Source organism: Mycobacterium uberis, from assembly GCF_003408705.1.
In the GTDB taxonomy this organism is placed as follows: domain Bacteria; phylum Actinomycetota; class Actinomycetes; order Mycobacteriales; family Mycobacteriaceae; genus Mycobacterium; species Mycobacterium uberis.
Genome location: NZ_QAYL01000009.1, coordinates 69,972 through 84,986 on the forward strand (window position 1 = coordinate 69,972; position 15,015 = coordinate 84,986).

The window sequence follows — 15,015 nt, forward strand, 5'->3', positions numbered from 1 at the left end:
CTGTAGATCGTACCGTAGTTCGGCGGCTAGCCGGCTGTCCGTGGCGATAAGCGCGTGTAAGGGAGCGTCGAGCGTCATTCGATGTCGCAATATACGCGCAGCGCAACACTGTTAAGCCTGGCTCCATCTGTTCCAAGCACTGACGGCGTGGCTAGTCGCGATGAGTACGTACTCATCGTGCTCGATGGTATTCGGCTAGCCGACCTCAATCATGCGGACGTGCGCCCCTACTCGTGTACTCGTGTATGCGTTCATCATGTATGCATCTATTGAGACCTGAGTCATGATTGACCGATGAGAACGAATCCGCAATAGCTTGTCGAGGCACAGATGCTGTCGCTGCGGTTGATAGCCCTGGGTATCTGTGTGGATCCGTTTCCTGTGTATCGTGCGTTACTTGTCTACGAGACAATGCCTCTACTGGGCATGCCGTTGACAGTGTTCTCGTCATTTTCTGACTGCGACGAGGTATTGCGCCACCTGTTGTCGACCAGTGGCTGGTTCAAGGCAGCATTAGCGCAACAAGTCATAGTTGCTGTTGCAGAGCTGCGACCGTTCTGGTCCTTGTCGTTTATGTTTCTAGATCCGCAGGATCCCACTCGGTTACGCAAGCTTGTCAGTAAGGCGTTCGCACAAAAGGTCGTTTCGGCGCTAGAAGAAGATAGTTATTGCACTGGTCGGATTCCCTGTTGGATGAGGGGGCTGTGAGCCGGCCAGCTTGACTAGCCGTTCTACTAGCAGTGGCTGTGATTTGTCGGCTGTTGGGATGCTGTATGAAGACGTGCCGGAGTTCGGTCGTTTCTCAGCGTTATTGGTGCAGTCAATTGACTCGATTTATTGTCATTACCGGTAGACTACCGAAGCCCACTGAGGAGGGAGTGCTAGCTGGGAGATTACTTGGAGTAGCTAGTTAAGCGTTCACGTGGCACACCCGGTGATAATTTGATCTCCAGGCTGCTTGAGCGTGGACGAATCGGGTGATCAGCTCACTGAGGAGGAGATTGTCGCAACGTGTAGTTTGCTGCTCGTTGTTGGTTATGAGACCACGATGAATCTGATTGCCAATGCGGTCCTGGCGATGTTGCGCAACCTGTCACAGTGGAGTGTGCTAGGTAACAACCCGCAGTGTGCGCCACTGGTGGTTAAGGAGATGCTCCGTTATGACCCGACAATCCACCTAATTGGTCGGGTTGCTACTGAGCGATATGACGATCGTCCAGACGGCTTTAATTAAGGGTGACAAAATGGTATTGTTTCTTGTTGCCGTCAACCGTGATCCAGCGGTCTACTCACAGCATTGAACATTTACTTTAAGCTCACACTTTTTCCTGGAAACAGTACTGGCCGGGTTGGAAACGATGACAACATTATCTGTAATCAGTGTGCGTTTCCCACAGGTGCAGCTGAACGGTGAACTAGTCTACTATCTTAACGTAGCAATGCGTGGAATATCGGCACTGCCTGTACAGGTTTGATCTGACTCTAGTTGCACACTAAGACTGCTCTCAACGAGCTTGAGGATTGTACTAACGCTCACCAATAGCCAGACTGGAGTCGTCAAAACTGCGTAAGAAAAAGCGGCTCTAAAGTGTGATAATTTTACAAAAGCTGATACTTTCAAGCTAATTTTCGTAGTGTAGTTTTATATGTGTTATATATGGCGAATCTTTGTCTCTAGCAGCTCGGTATCGTGTCCCTTAGTATAGGATCACAGGAAGCTCACGATGGCGTCGGTGACGCTTTTGTCCTCCAGGCGTTTGATGCCGTCGACAGTTTAGGTTTCCATTGAAATCGCGTAGATTTCGAACGGTCCGGTCTTGCTCTCCTTCTCGCGAAACTTCTTCACCAGAGTGATGATCCGGTCGATCTTTTCAGGGTCAGTGCCGCAACCTTACATCCAGCCGTCGAGGCTCCCCGCGCATCGCAGCGTAGTATCGGCGTGACCGCCGACCAAGATCGGGATCGGCTGGGTCGGGACCGGGTTCATCTTGGTATTGGGGATATTGTAGAACTCGAAGTAGTTACCGCTGTTAAGGCCGTGAACGATCTCACTATATTCGTCGATCAGCTTGCCACGCTTGGCGAATGGGGTGCCCATTAACTCATAATTTTCAGAATACGGTGTGGTGCTGACGTCGAGTCCCATCCGGTTGCCGATCAGCGCGGACAATGACCTCACCTGTTTGGCCACCATGGTGGGCGGTCGAACGGGAAATTTGAGGACGAAGAAGTTGAACTTTAGTGTTGACGTCATCCCACCCAATACTGCTGTTAAGACAAAGACTTCGATAGTTTCTTTGCCATAGAGGAATGCTCAGCTGCCGTCAGGTGTATACCGGTACTTGGAGTTGGACTCGGCTGAGTAGGCGAGGTTGTCGTCGATGGTTATACTACTGCAGTAGACTGTCTCGGCAGCTCGGGCCAGAGATATATAGACTTTCGTGTCAGTCAGTGACTCCGCAAATGGTGAGTCACACATGATATACTTTATCTTGCAGGGACCGTTACACCAGGTTGAAATACATTTTTAAGATGTGTTCTAAGATTGATCAACGTTCGGGCTTCCACACAGCAGGGTGCACCGGGTGAAGCTGGCTAGAGTTGGCTTTCGGGACTGATCACCGGTCCATACCGTCTTGCCCGATGATGTGAGAGTGCTGCCCCAGGCCAGTGATAACGCGACGACAATCGCCAAACCAGGTATGTCGATGTCAGTCAGAGGTGGCGTCAGCACCTGAATGGGCGCGCCGCCTCTGTCTGACACCGCGATAGTTGCTATCGCGCAGTCATTTTCGATCTGCATCAGTGGTTCTCTTCCGGCCTGTTTCAGTCCGGTATATTTCAGCACGTTTCCTATGAACATGTTGACAACCACCAACGAGACCGGGATAAGTGCCGTTTGCGATCAAGTGGTGAGCTACTCGCGGACCAGCCGGCGCGACTCGCGCAGACTGGTCAGATTCGTGAACAACTGGGAATTGGCGCGCAAGACAGCACGATGGACGAGCCGATATATGGCCTTAATTGCACTTTTCTCGGTTGAGTATATCGGCATGAAGCTGTTTGACCCCGCTGAGGCGATCACCTCGTTGGCTGCACGGTGACCGCATGCAAGCATGATTGGAACGTCAGGCTGGGTGCCGACTTCCCAGAGCATTCTGATGAAAGTTGACCACGCCGATTCCGCTGCTACTTGAAGTCCGGTGATGTCGACGATGATAGCCAAAGGCTGGTCGAGAGTGGCCCGTCATGACGTAGTTGCGCAACACCGCGGAGTTGCTAGTGTCCAACACGCCCCGGAGAGGTGACGGTCATTGATTGCTCCGCGCGTGCGGCAAAGGTCAATAAGCCCGGCGACTTGGCCACCGCGCTCACCGTTAGTTGTCCGTCAGTCCGCAACCGACTGCGGTGCGGGTGCGGACTTCTCATCAACAGCCTGGAGCGTCCCTGTTGCTAATTTGACCGAAAAGTATATTGGAGGTCATAACCCGGGTTTGCTACTCCATCCTGCCGCCTTCCTTCGGCTGCTTTCGGAACTCCATGTCCGGCCAACTTTCGTGAGGATGCCATTCTCCGGCGGCAAACCATCCAGCGTCTACTGCCAAGCGAGTGGCAGGGCGGGTCGCACAGTAAGGGGTCGGCCGCAGACTCATGGCTGTGCCACAGACCGGATGCGCATCGGGTAAGTTCCCAAGTCCCACCGGTCAGAAGCATTAACTGCTAACCACGTCGTTATCTCCTGTCGCAGCACGCACACCCACCAGAAATACCTAATTTCATGTGTATAGCTTCCTCGTCGTGTGAGCTCGATTTCAGTGTATCGGATTATCCTGATGTCAATCGCTAACAAAACCGAAGGATGACGCAACAAGCGTCAAACTATCTCGATTATGCGTCCGGGGCCTATTCAGGGGCAGTACAGCGCGTACGGTGGAGCGCCCACTCCGGCGATCGAGTGCGTGCCCCAGGGTGTTTGTTCAACGATGCGTGCGGGTGCACTGCGATCTCGCACTGTCACTGTCGCGTGTGCCGCTTGCTTGAGCGCAGTATCGGGCAAGGGATCGAACACCATCCCCTGCCAGTGGTACTGGCCGTCGATCGGATCGAGGTGGCCGGTAAGTCGTACGTGAGCTAGATGGCTGGTGCCGGCAATCGTTAGCGTTGCTGCACCATCATAGATCTTATCGTGATTATTTGCATTGCAGGACAAATCAAACGTTTTGAACGTCGGGCCAACCCGGTAAAGTTGAGTGGGACTTAGGTAGACTCGCTCGTTGAACACCTGTTGACTGCTGCGCCGGACCTCGATGCGGGTGTTGGCGGAGTGCTGTAGCAGCCCGACACATTCGGCTACGTAGCGTGCTTGCGCGCCGATGTTGGGTCCGGTTATGAAGAAGTAGTTAGGGAACCCGTGAACGGCAACCCCGAGGTAGGGCTCCGTCCCGTCCTTCCAGGCCTGCTGGATAGTCAGTCCGCCGGTGCCGACTAGCGTCTCGTCGGAGATTCGGTCGCGGATCGCAAAACCGGTACCGTAGATGATGGCATCAGCACGGTGATCCACTCCGTCGCTGGTGCGAATGCCGAGCGTGGTCACGGCTTGGATCGGTGAGCCTACCAACGTCACTGTGGGCCCAGGTGTTCGGGGTTGGGTGTGGCGGCGTAGCCAGCGTTTGGTGTGGGATGCCCATAAGGATACTTCTGGGATAATCCGGCGCGGAGCGTGCGCGAAGACGGTGACTGAGGCTGCTGATTCGCTCAGCTGGCCGATGTAGTGGCTGACGGTGGCGTCGGCGCCGACAACCGCGATGTGCTTACCGGCTGGATTAAAACTGATGTCCCACTGCGCCGAGTGGAACGATTCCCCGCGAAAAATGTTGTGTACATCTAATTTTGGTGTCCACGGTACGTATATGGACTGGTGGTTCGTGATGACGGCGTCGGCACGGAGAGTCTTGCCGGCAGCTGTTCGCAACGTCCAGCAATGGGTGTAGTCGTCGAATACCGAACTGATCACTTCGTGACCGGGTGCTTCGTCGAGGATCGCAAAGTCGGTGACGCCGGCTGCCAGCAGCTCGGCTCCAACGCGGTGCCTTTCGACTACCGCGGCGATGACGACAACGCGGTGGCGGGCCTGAGATCGGCTGGGTGTTTGGATCACAGAAACTTGCAACGTTTCCAGCCGCGACGTGAGATCGGGCCCATCAGCCCTATCTCGGTCAAAAATGTGGCCAGTGGTGCGAAACCGGCCACTTGGACGTCGTGACGGTGTGGGCTGTTACGCGCGGCCATTTGTGCCCGGTGTGGATCCAGACCTGTTCGTGCATATGGGATGGGATTGCTGAACAGGAAACGGAAGAAATAGCCACCGGTCCAGTTGATGTTCGCCATAAACCATTTGTTGAACCGTGGCATTGTCTGCATCTGCTTACGTACACCGTCGCGAGCGAACTGTATGTGGCGAGCCTCTTCGGTAACGTGAATCCGCATCAACCGCTGGATAATCGGCTGTAATTCCGGGTCGTCCATCATCTGCCGTTGCAGTGAGTCAAAGATTTCTTCGCCGATCAGTGCGCTCACCCACAGCATCGAGCCCCGCTGGAACAGCAGTGGTAGGGCGTTGATGATCATCCTGTGCACTAGCCGTGGGCGTACCGGCTTGGCGCCGATGCGTTCGATCGCTTTACCGAACATCACCATGTGCCGGGTTTCGTCGCCCAGCTCAGTTAGTTTGTAATGCGTTGACCGGCTCGTGGGATCCTCGTGCATTATAGTGCGTAACAACGCTTGATTGAGCAAGTTCTCGAACCAGATTCCGACTGACAACGTGTTGACTAATTCCTGGCGGGATAGCTCAATTTGTTGTTCGCGGGTCATCTCGTTCCACATCCGGGTGCTGTATAGGGACACCAGCCGTGGTGGCAGATAGAATTTGTCCGGGTGGAGCGGGGCGTCCCAATCGATGTCAACGATGGGCTCGTAGGACTTTTTTACGGAGCCTTTGAGTAAACGCTCGGAGAACTCCTCACGACTCGGCCCGCTTGGTTTCACCGTGGTGGTCATCGCTGATTTTCCCCTCGATTCGTGAGACGGTAGGGAGATCGCAATCGATATCCGATACCTATAGTATCGGGTACCTAAGGTTTTGACTAGGTGTTGGGGTGTTCATTTGGGTCCACTTAAACTGGGCTGTGCCGGAGGTATGTCAGGAGGCAGTAATCGAGTCGCATCCACAATTATCGGCATTGGCGCCGGAGATCCCGACTATCTGGTGGTCCAGGCGATCGAAGCGCTCAACGACACGCAGGTGTTCTTTGCAGTGGACAAAGGCGAGTTGGATAACGACCTGGTTAAACTGCGGCGGGAGATCTACGCGTGGTTCATTCGTACGGTCTGGCTATATGATTCGTCGAGCTGTCGGCCCCGGAGCGGTCAACCGATGCCAATTACCGGGAAGAAGTCTTTGATCGGCACGCATCGCGAGCACGGGTCTGGGCTTCGGCGATCGTCGCCGAATTAGATGGATGACGACGTAGGTGCTTTCCTTACTTGGGGTGATCCGTCGCTGTACGACAGCATGCTGCACATAACTTGATGACGTTGCGGCCGATGTTGGTGTCACCTAATGCTGTTATTTTGAGCATCAGTATGATGTAAAGACTCACAGTCTAGCATTGTATCCCGCTCAACGAGGCTGGTGAACCGGTTGTCATCACCACCGGTAGACAGCTGCGCAAGCATGGGTTGTCTGGCTTTGCCGTGGTGATGTTGGACGCTGAATTACTTGTTTCAGGTGTGCCTTACGGGTACGCGGGTTTAGTGGGGCGCCTACCTGGGTGCCGACGATGAGCTGCTAACTGCGGGCACGATTGGCGAGGTCGCGGCGTGTATCGTTGCGTTGCAGGCCGCCGTGCGGGCTCGGCGCAGTTGGATCATGGATATCTCGGAATATCTATTTACTTGGAGCGCAGTGATGGGGTGAGGACCTGGCTACCCGTAGATCAAGGATTTACTCAAGATCCGGAAGTTTGGTGTTAGTAACGACATGTTTTCGCTGCTGAGCGATTACTGTTATCTGATAGCGCGAGAGGGGTAGGTTGGACTGTCTCTAGCTGGTCGCGGCGCCGGAGTACGTGCCGGCAGCAACAGATTTGGCGAATATTGGTTCGACGATCAGCTCGGCCAACACAGTGGCTCTGGGCCCGACGAGAGGTGTGCTTGCCGCGGATGTCAATGAGGCGTCGATCGCGCCAGCGGCGTTATTCGGCATGCACGCTCAAGTCTATCAGGTGCTCAACGTACAAGTGGCGTTGTTCCACAATCAGTTCGTGCAATTGATGAGCGGTGGATTCTGCCAATATGCTGCCACCGAGTCCGCTAACACCTAGCCTGTGCAGACGGTGGAGCAAGACGCGCTCAATGTGATTCATGTTCCGACCCAGGCGTTATTGGGCCACCCGCTGATCGGTAATGGAGTTGACGGCCAGCCGGGTAACGGGCAAAACGGCGGGGTCGGCCAGTTGTTGTTCAGCAACGGCGGCACTGGCAGACCACCGGAAAACATGTAGTGGGCTCGGCGAGACTGAATGTGTGTTTGAATTTTCCGAGATCAAAACGTTGGTCGACTATATGGCGGCGCCACGCAGTCAGTTTGCTGGTCGGTCGTTTCGATGTTGCCGTACTTTCTGTGTTGAAAACCGTCGATCGGCCGGTCGATGCATCGAGAGGCCAGACCGTAGCCGGGGCTGGCCGGTGGAGCAAGTACCTAGGCCTGCAGGCCGACACGGTGATGCTGATCGCTCATCTGTTGCACGCGGGCTGGTTGCGGCGGTCCAACAAGCTAGCTGCGGCATCGTTCCACCCTGGAAGTAGGGCCGATCGTGCTGCGCATCTATCTGGGCATTTCCGGTAGTGTGCTCAGCTTCCACCCCACTGAGGCTAGGACCCCGAAGCGGCTAGCTGTCTGGTTGGTTGACGACCACGGAACAGGTCCCTGGACTTGCTACCCTCGGGTCGGATGTTTTGGGTATCAATGTCGAGGGGCTGGCGGGGCTACTGGCTAACAACACTGACCGGATGAAGACCGTCATCACCGGTCAGAAGATGCTCGCCGGTACAGGTGATGCCTACAGCGACGCGACTGTGCATGTTGCCAGGAGCTCACCGTTCGCCACAGCCGGGAAGCTATCGTACGTAACATGAAAACGGCAGCTTTGCGTGACGTGTATGGTGTCGATGCTGTTCGATGCCGTCAGCCGCTCCCTCAGTCAGAGGTGCTGCCATGTTTAAAGAGGAGAAGCGGTCCGGGCTATGGATACATGCATGTACCGGGTTGCCGTGCCTGATGTGCGGGGACGCCGTGTGTGAAGTATCGTTCGCGGACAAGTCTTTTCAGTACTGCCCAACGCACCAGATCGGCAGCAAGGTGCTGTCCGAACGGTGCATGTTGCGACTGCTTAAGTAGTCGATATGCTGCCTGGGTGATTCGCCGGAAAATCCTCATTATCGGCGCCAGTTCTGGCCTGGGCGCCGGAATGGCGCATTCGTTCGCTCCTAAGGGTTGTGACCTGGCACTATGTGCTTGCTGAACCGATCTGTTGGATACGGTGAAAGATGAGCTTTAGCAACAGTATCCAGTTATCAAGATGGCAGTCGCCACGCTGAACATCAATCACCATGAGCAGATTCCGAAGGTGCTCTCCGTACTCAACGCTAAGCTTGGCGGGATTGACCGCATCGTCGTTAATGCTGGCAGCGGTAAGGGTGGCCGGCTATGTTCTGGCCAGCTGTGGGCTAATAAGGCGACTATATGAGACCAACTTGGTAGCCGCCCTGGTGCAGATCGAAACCGCACTGGAGATGTTCACGAAAAGCGGCCCGGGGCATCTGGTGCTCATCACCCTTGATACTCGGCGCTAAAGGGGTACCGGGCGTTAAAGTCGCTTACACCGCAAGCAAAGTTGAAATGTGATCACTAGACGAATCGCTGCGCGCCGAATACCCAAGCGACTCGATCAAGATATCGGTGCTGGAGTTAGGTTACATTGAAACGGAGATAACGGCTAAATCAGTAAGAACAATATTTATGTTAGACAACGCAACTGGCGTTAAGGTTCTAGTCGACGCAATAGAACGTGAGCCCGGTTGAGCAGTGGTGCCATGATGGCCGTGGACACCGCTGGCACAGCTGATGATGGTGCTGCCGCCGCTGACCGAGCGATTCGCTTAGCTCACGCGCCCTCGTTCGGTCCGGTAGCGACGGACCAGCGTATCGGTGGAGCTGTCCGACTGTCGCGCGGGCGAGGCTTTGCTTGTCATTACCGGCAGCAGCGCCTTGGCTTGTGTCTTGCCTAGCTCCACGCCCCACTGGTCGAACGAGTCGATGCCCCAGATCACACCCTCGGTGAACACCTGATGCTCGTAGAGTGCGATCAGCTGGCCCAACACTGACGGGGTAAGCCGGCTGGCCAGGATCGAGGTGGTTGGCCGGTTTCCAGGCATCACCTTGTGCGGCACTACTTCTGTGGGCGTGCCTTCGGCCGTGATTTCTTCCGCGGTCTTGCCGAACGCCAGCACTTGGGTCTGAGCAAAAAAATTGCTCATTAGCAGGTCGTGCATGCTGCCGGTGCCTTCGACAGTCGGCAAATCGTCGATGGGTTGGCTGAATCCGATGAAGTCGGCCGGCACCAACCGGGTGCCCTGATGCAGCAACTGGTAGAAGGCGTGCTGGCCATTTGTTCCCATTTCTCCCCAGTAGATTTCACCAGTGTTGGTGGTGACTGGCGTGCCGTCAGCGCGTGTTGACTTGCCGTTAGATTCCATGGCTAACTGTTGCAGATAGGCTGCAAAACGTGCCAAATCATTGGAGTATGGCAGCACGGCCCGTGATTGCGCACCCAAGAAGTCCGAGTACCACAGTCCGATCAGTCCGAGCAACACCGGCGCGTTGGACTCCAATGGTGCGCTCTTGAAATGTTGGTCAACGATGTGGAAGCCGGACAGGAAGTCGGCGAAGGCCTCTCGTCCGATGACCGCCATCAGCGACAGCCCGATCGCCGAATCGACTGAATAACGGCCGCCCACCCAATCCCAGAATCTGAACATATTTGCCGTGTTGATGCCGAAGTCGTCGACCAGACGCTTGTTAGTAGAGATGGCGACAAAATGCTTGGACACGGCGGCGTCACCAAGTGTGTCGGTCAGCCAGCGCCGTGCGGCGGTGGCGTTTGTCAATGTTTCTAGCGTCGAGAACGTTTTCGACGCGACGATGAAAAGCGTTGTTTCAGGTTCTAAATCTGCTAGTTTCGCGGTCAGGTCGGCGGGATCGACGTTGGACACGAAACGCGCCGAGATCCCCGCGTCAGCGTAATGACGCAATGCCTGGGACACCATAACCGGACCTAGGTCTGAACCACCGATGCCGATGTTGACGACGGTGTTGATGCGTTTCCCGGTGGCACCGGTCCATTCGCCGCTGCGTAGTCGGTCGGTGAAATCACCCATGGCATCCAGTACCGCGTGTACGTCCTGGACAATGTTTTGGCCGTCGACGATCAGTTCGGCGTCTCGGGGTAGCCGCAGCGCGGTGTGTAGTACCGCCCGATTCTCCGAGGTATTGACGTGTACGCCGGCGAGCATTTGGTTGCGGCGTTGTTCAAGATTGGCTGCTCGGGCCAGATCGACCAGCAGCCGCACTGTGTCGCGGGTGATGCGATGTTTGCTGTAGTCGATGTAAAGGTCGCCGACCGTAACTGTGAACTCGTGGCCGCGATCGGGATCTTCGGCGAAGAACTGGCGTAGATGGGTTTTCCCGATCTCGTCGTGATGCCTGAGCAGGGCATCCCACGCCGGGGTGGCGGTGATGTCGGGGATTGCTTGTACGGAGGTCATGGTTTGACCCTAGTGTGCTTTGATACGACGGCGCAGGTAGACTAGGCAAGCGAATTTTAACCCGGCGCCTAGCACGTGCTGCAGATGTGGGTGACGTTGTCCGGGACGTTGCAGGCCCACGATGTGACCGCTGACTCTAATAATGGGTATTTAGTGGCCAAGCCGGCCTCTACTTAGTCGCAACAACAGCATTGCCAGAGCTTTACCATCGGGGCCGAGCTCGCTATAGCGTTCGATGACCTTCATTTCGCGGCTATGTACCAGGCGGGTGCCGCCGGAGGCCATCCTTACTTTGCCGATCGCTTGGGATACTTCAGCACGCCGTTTTACCGCAGCGAGGATTTGAGCGTCTAACCGGTCGATCTCTTCGCGCAACTCCTCGATATTGGTCAGTTGTGGCGCTTTGACCACTTCTGTGTTCATCTCTGTTAACTCCGCGTTCTCGTGATGTGGGGGGGGTCTGGTCTCATCCAGCATCAGGCCTCACAAAGAGATAAGCCCCGAAGCCGAAGCGGACCACGGGGCTCTGCGAAAGTAGCTAAACCACGGGTACCACTGGCCGGTACCCGTAGAAAAATCGTCGATTCAACTCGTGGGTCGAGAGCTGTGCAGGGCACTGCTTGTTGAGCACCAAATAAGTGTGCCACTTACGACAGTGTGGGTGCAAAAGCACGGCTCAAATTTTGACATTGAAAAATCGATCGTAACGTAAATAGGGTCCGGCTCGTAGCCACTACTGGGTGAAAGTTGTCAATGCTTGGGATTCCGGGCTCAGTGAGCTTGCTCCTATGCGTCCTCCTCCGGGAAGTAGTTGCGAAACGCGGTACACATACCGCTAGATGAACCTGATCGCAACGGTATTCTCGAGCAGGTCACCAAATGGCCTAAGATAGGAAATTTTACGGTAGATGGTTTCTTATTTCTGTTGTCACCTGAAGCAATATTCATTGCAGATGTCTACGGTGCGTGATCGGGTCCGATGCTTCAAGCGGCGACCGCTTAGTCTAAACTAACTAAGATTAGTTCGGTTCGGCGGCTTCTGAATTCAATTCGAGTGGCCTCGGGGGTGTGTGACTGTGTCCAACAGCGGTAACGGCAAGTCGCTAAGGCAGGACGTTCGAGTAACCAGGGCAACGATTCTATGGCCGGGTTCCTAGCGGTTTGTTCCGATGTCTTTCCAGAATGTTCGGCCAGCTTCATGCTCGGCTAGCACGCACTCCGGCGTGGCAGATCATGCGTGCCGCGTAGTCTGGCCAGTCGTTGTTTGCGGATGGCGGTAGGTTTGGGATGACATGAGTGTGCACGTGACCAATGCCAAGCCCGGCCCCGAGGCAGATCTCCTGCTTGACGGCCTCAACCCGCAGCAGCGCCAGGCGGTGGTGCATGAGGGTTCGCCGCTGCTGATTGTCGCCGGTGCGGGTTCGGGCAAAACTACGGTATTGACGCGGCGGATCGCTTATCTGATCGCAGCACGAGATGTCGGGGTTGGTCAGATTCTGGCCATTACATTCACTAACAAGGCTGCCGTGGAGATGCGTGAGCGTGTGGTCCGACTGATCGGAGCCCGGACTAGGCCGTCTATGTGGGTGTCGACGTTCCACTCGACTTGCGTGCGTATTTTGCGTAAACAAGCTTCTCTGATCAACGGCCTCAACTCCAACTTTTCGATCTATGATGCCGACGATTCGCGCCGCATGCTGCAGATGATCGGCCGAGACATGGGGCTCAACATCAAGCGTTATTCGTCACGGCTAATGGCCCACGCCATCTCCAACATGAAGAACGAATTGATCGATGCCGAACGTGCGGTGGCCAACCTATCTGAAGGTGCTGATGACCTGACCCGCACGGTTGCCGTTGTCTATGGCGAATACCAGCGTCGACTGCGGGCAGCCAACGCGCTGGACTTCGACGACCTGATCGGGGAAACCGTCGGGGTCTTGCAGGCTTTTCCGCAGATTGCTGAATACTACCGGCGGCGGTTTCGGCACGTTTTGGTCGACGAATATCAAGACACCAATTACGCGCAGTACGTGCTGGTGCGGGAATTGGTCGGTCACGATCCCGGAAATTCACCTGACGAACTGCTGCCGGGGGAGTTGTGCGTCGTCGGCGATGCCGATCAGTCAATCTACACGTTCCGTGGTGCCACCATTCGCAACATCGAGGACTTTGAGCGCGACTACCCGGATGCTACAACGATTCTGCTGGAACAGAATTACCGCTCGACACAACATATTCTGTCGGCGGCCAACTCCGTGATTTCCCGTAATTCCGGACGCCGTGACAAACGACTGTGGACTGACGCCGGCAAAGGCGAGTTGATCATTGGCTACGTCGCCGACCACGAACATGATGAGGCTAGATTTGTCGCCGATGAAATCGATGTGCTGGCCAGGCGCGGCGAGATCTCCTACAGCGATGTAGCTATCTTCTATCGTACCAACAATTCTTCGCGGTCATTGGAGGAAGTATTTATTCGTGCCGGAATTCCGTATAAAGTTGTTGGGGGAGTTCGGTTTTACGAGCGCAAGGAGATTCGTGATGTTATCGCTTACCTGCGGGTGCTGGACAACCCTGATGACGCCGTCAGCATGCGGCGCATCCTCAATACACCGCGTCGCGGCATCGGCGATCGCACCGAGGCTTGCGTGTCGGTGTACGCTGAGAACACTGGTATTAGCTTCGCTGAAGCGTTACAGGCTGCGGCCGAAGGCAAAGTACCAACGCTAAATACCCTCGCGAAGAAAGCGATCGCGGGTTTTATTGAACTGCTTGACGACCTGCGGGGTCATCTCGATGATGACCTGGGTGAGCTGGTCGAGTTTGTGCTGGAACGTAGTGGATACCGTAGGGAGTTGGAGTCCTTCACTGATCCACAGGAGTTAGCACGGCTGGACAATCTCAATGAGCTCGTAAGCGTCGCAAACGAATTCAGTATCGATCAGGCTAACACTGCTGTGCTTGAGGAGTCGCTGCATACACCTGATGATGAAGATGTGCCGGACACCGGTGTGTTGGCTGCGTTTCTGGAACGGGTCTCGCTGGTTTCCGACACCGACGAGATCCCCGAAAACAATTCCGGTGTCGTAACACTGATGACGTTGCATACCGCGAAAGGTTTGGAATTCCCGGTGGTATTCATCACCGGATGGGAGGATGGCATGTTCCCGCACATGCGGGCGTTGGGCGACCCTATTGAGCTCTCGGAGGAGCGTAGGCTGGCCTATGTCGGCATCACCCGGGCCCGTCAACGTCTCTATCTAAGCAGGGTCATAGTTCGATCTTCGTGGGGACAGCCCGTGCTCAACCCTGAGTCGCGGTTCCTGCGGGAAATCCCCCAAGAACTCATCGACTGGCGGCGCAGCGCCCCTGCTCTGTCATACAGTGCACCGGTGAGCGGCGCAGGCCGGTTTGGCACGGTGCGTCCGTTGCCGATCCGGTCAGGGGCTAGTAAGCGTGCGCTATTGGTGCTGACGCCTGGTGACCGGGTGACACATGATAAGTACGGCCTGGGTCGGGTTGAAGAAGTCTCCGGTGTTGGCGAATCGGCGATGTCACTGATCGATTTCGGCAGTTCAGGGCGAGTGAAGTTGATGTATAACCACGCCCCGGTAACCAAGCTTTAGGCCGGTGCAGCTCGTCACCCCAGCAGCCAGCATTTGGTTCGCGGGTGTAGCGCTAGCACCCCGATGGCCAGTGGCAACAGCGGAAGGGTGTGCACAATCCAAGCATCTGAGCTCCCGCGATGAATACCCTGCCGTAAAGCTAACAAGGCGGCTATCGTGGCCGGCGATGACGAGGTAGTGCCCAAGAGAGCGCCTTTGTAGCAGCATGATCATGCCGGACACGGTGGGTATGGCAGACACCGGGGCGAGAAACCCTGCCGCAATGCAAAACAAGCCGGTAGAATGGATTTTAACCAGCCGGCGATCACGTCGGCGGCCACCACCGACGTGGCCCACATGCTGACGATGCTGACCGCGCAGGCGGTGACTGCCGTCCTGCCGCTCGCCACTCGGCTGTCCGGTCGGTGCGCCTGCCAGACTTACCAGCTGACTCCCGCGAGTAGGTGGAATGCCCGCAGTAAGTGGCGAAGCATATTTAGTGGTCGCCGCATAACGTAAT

General features: G+C 55.7%; 8 protein-coding genes and 6 pseudogenes. 8 read left to right on the forward strand and 6 right to left on the reverse strand.

What is annotated here, in order from left to right:
* The first annotated feature begins 330 nt into the window (after window positions 1-330).
* Window positions 331-708 (forward strand): cytochrome P450, encoded by a 378-nt coding sequence (locus MUBE_RS17715; RefSeq protein WP_243632928.1) that lies wholly within the window; start codon window positions 331-333, stop codon window positions 706-708.
* A gap of 256 nt (window positions 709-964) precedes the next feature.
* A complete protein-coding gene (locus MUBE_RS17720; RefSeq protein WP_243632929.1) occupies window positions 965-1,234 on the forward strand; it encodes a cytochrome P450 in 270 nt (89 codons plus the stop codon).
* Window positions 1,235-1,711: 477 nt separating this feature from the next.
* On the opposite strand, the pseudogene MUBE_RS07530 reads toward MUBE_RS17720, so the two are convergent.
* From MUBE_RS07530 to MUBE_RS07545, 4 genes and pseudogenes are all read right to left on the reverse strand, one after another.
* Window positions 1,712-2,479, reverse strand: a pseudogene (locus tag MUBE_RS07530) (LLM class flavin-dependent oxidoreductase); the annotation flags it as partial.
* Between the two features lie 116 nt (window positions 2,480-2,595).
* A pseudogene (locus MUBE_RS07535) lies at window positions 2,596-3,429 on the reverse strand (STAS domain-containing protein).
* Between the two features lie 478 nt (window positions 3,430-3,907).
* Entirely contained in the window at window positions 3,908-5,170 is a 1,263-nt protein-coding gene (locus MUBE_RS07540; protein ID WP_243632930.1) for a DUF4873 domain-containing protein, read from the reverse strand.
* Window positions 5,155-6,060, reverse strand: a complete 906-nt coding sequence (locus tag MUBE_RS07545) for an AurF N-oxygenase family protein (protein WP_116540061.1) — start codon at window positions 6,058-6,060, stop codon at window positions 5,155-5,157. Before MUBE_RS07545 ends, MUBE_RS07540 begins: the two co-directional genes overlap by 16 nt.
* 139 nt (window positions 6,061-6,199) lie before the next feature.
* On the opposite strand from MUBE_RS07545, the pseudogene cobF reads away from it, so the two are divergent.
* The 4 pseudogenes from cobF to MUBE_RS07570 all read left to right on the forward strand — a co-directional run bounded on the left by cobF (window position 6,200) and on the right by MUBE_RS07570 (window position 9,226).
* A pseudogene (gene cobF, locus MUBE_RS07550) lies at window positions 6,200-6,979 on the forward strand (precorrin-6A synthase (deacetylating)).
* A gap of 130 nt (window positions 6,980-7,109) precedes the next feature.
* Window positions 7,110-7,544: pseudogene (locus MUBE_RS20725) on the forward strand (PE family protein); the annotation flags it as partial.
* A gap of 43 nt (window positions 7,545-7,587) precedes the next feature.
* Window positions 7,588-8,461, forward strand: a pseudogene (locus MUBE_RS17725) (DNA-formamidopyrimidine glycosylase family protein).
* A 16-nt stretch (window positions 8,462-8,477) separates the two neighbouring features.
* A pseudogene (locus MUBE_RS07570) lies at window positions 8,478-9,226 on the forward strand (SDR family oxidoreductase).
* Here MUBE_RS07570 and pgi read toward each other — a convergent pair.
* A complete protein-coding gene (gene pgi, locus MUBE_RS07575) occupies window positions 9,223-10,887 on the reverse strand; it encodes a glucose-6-phosphate isomerase (protein ID WP_116540064.1) in 1,665 nt (554 codons plus the stop codon). The pseudogene MUBE_RS07570 and the gene pgi overlap by 4 nt on opposite strands.
* Before the next feature lie 150 nt (window positions 10,888-11,037).
* The gene (locus tag MUBE_RS07580) at window positions 11,038-11,364 is read right to left on the reverse strand and encodes a chorismate mutase (protein WP_116540065.1); all 327 of its coding nucleotides are present in this window, start codon (window positions 11,362-11,364) and stop codon (window positions 11,038-11,040) included.
* 815 nt (window positions 11,365-12,179) lie between these two features.
* Here MUBE_RS07580 and MUBE_RS07585 point away from each other — a divergent pair.
* The gene (locus tag MUBE_RS07585; protein WP_116540066.1) at window positions 12,180-14,516 is read left to right on the forward strand and encodes a UvrD-helicase domain-containing protein; all 2,337 of its coding nucleotides are present in this window, start codon (window positions 12,180-12,182) and stop codon (window positions 14,514-14,516) included.
* A 282-nt stretch (window positions 14,517-14,798) separates the two neighbouring features.
* Complete coding sequence (locus MUBE_RS15740) at window positions 14,799-15,014, forward strand: hypothetical protein (RefSeq protein ID WP_165849761.1); 216 nt, start codon at window positions 14,799-14,801, stop codon at window positions 15,012-15,014.
* Window position 15,015 lies beyond the last annotated feature (1 nt).

Bases quoted from the DNA above. Each gene is read 5' to 3' on its own strand.
- MUBE_RS17715 (WP_243632928.1), top strand. From the start codon at position 331: ATGCTGTCGCTGCGGTTGATAGCCCTGGGTATCTGTGTGGATCCGTTT.
- MUBE_RS07545 (WP_116540061.1), bottom strand. From the start codon at position 6,060: ATGACCACCACGGTGAAACCAAGCGGGCCGAGTCGTGAGGAGTTCTCC.
- pgi (WP_116540064.1), bottom strand. From the start codon at position 10,887: ATGACCTCCGTACAAGCAATCCCCGACATCACCGCCACCCCGGCGTGG.
- MUBE_RS07580 (WP_116540065.1), bottom strand. From the start codon at position 11,364: ATGCTGGATGAGACCAGACCCCCCCCACATCACGAGAACGCGGAGTTA.
- MUBE_RS07585 (WP_116540066.1), top strand. From the start codon at position 12,180: ATGAGTGTGCACGTGACCAATGCCAAGCCCGGCCCCGAGGCAGATCTC.
- MUBE_RS15740 (WP_165849761.1), top strand. From the start codon at position 14,799: ATGGATTTTAACCAGCCGGCGATCACGTCGGCGGCCACCACCGACGTG.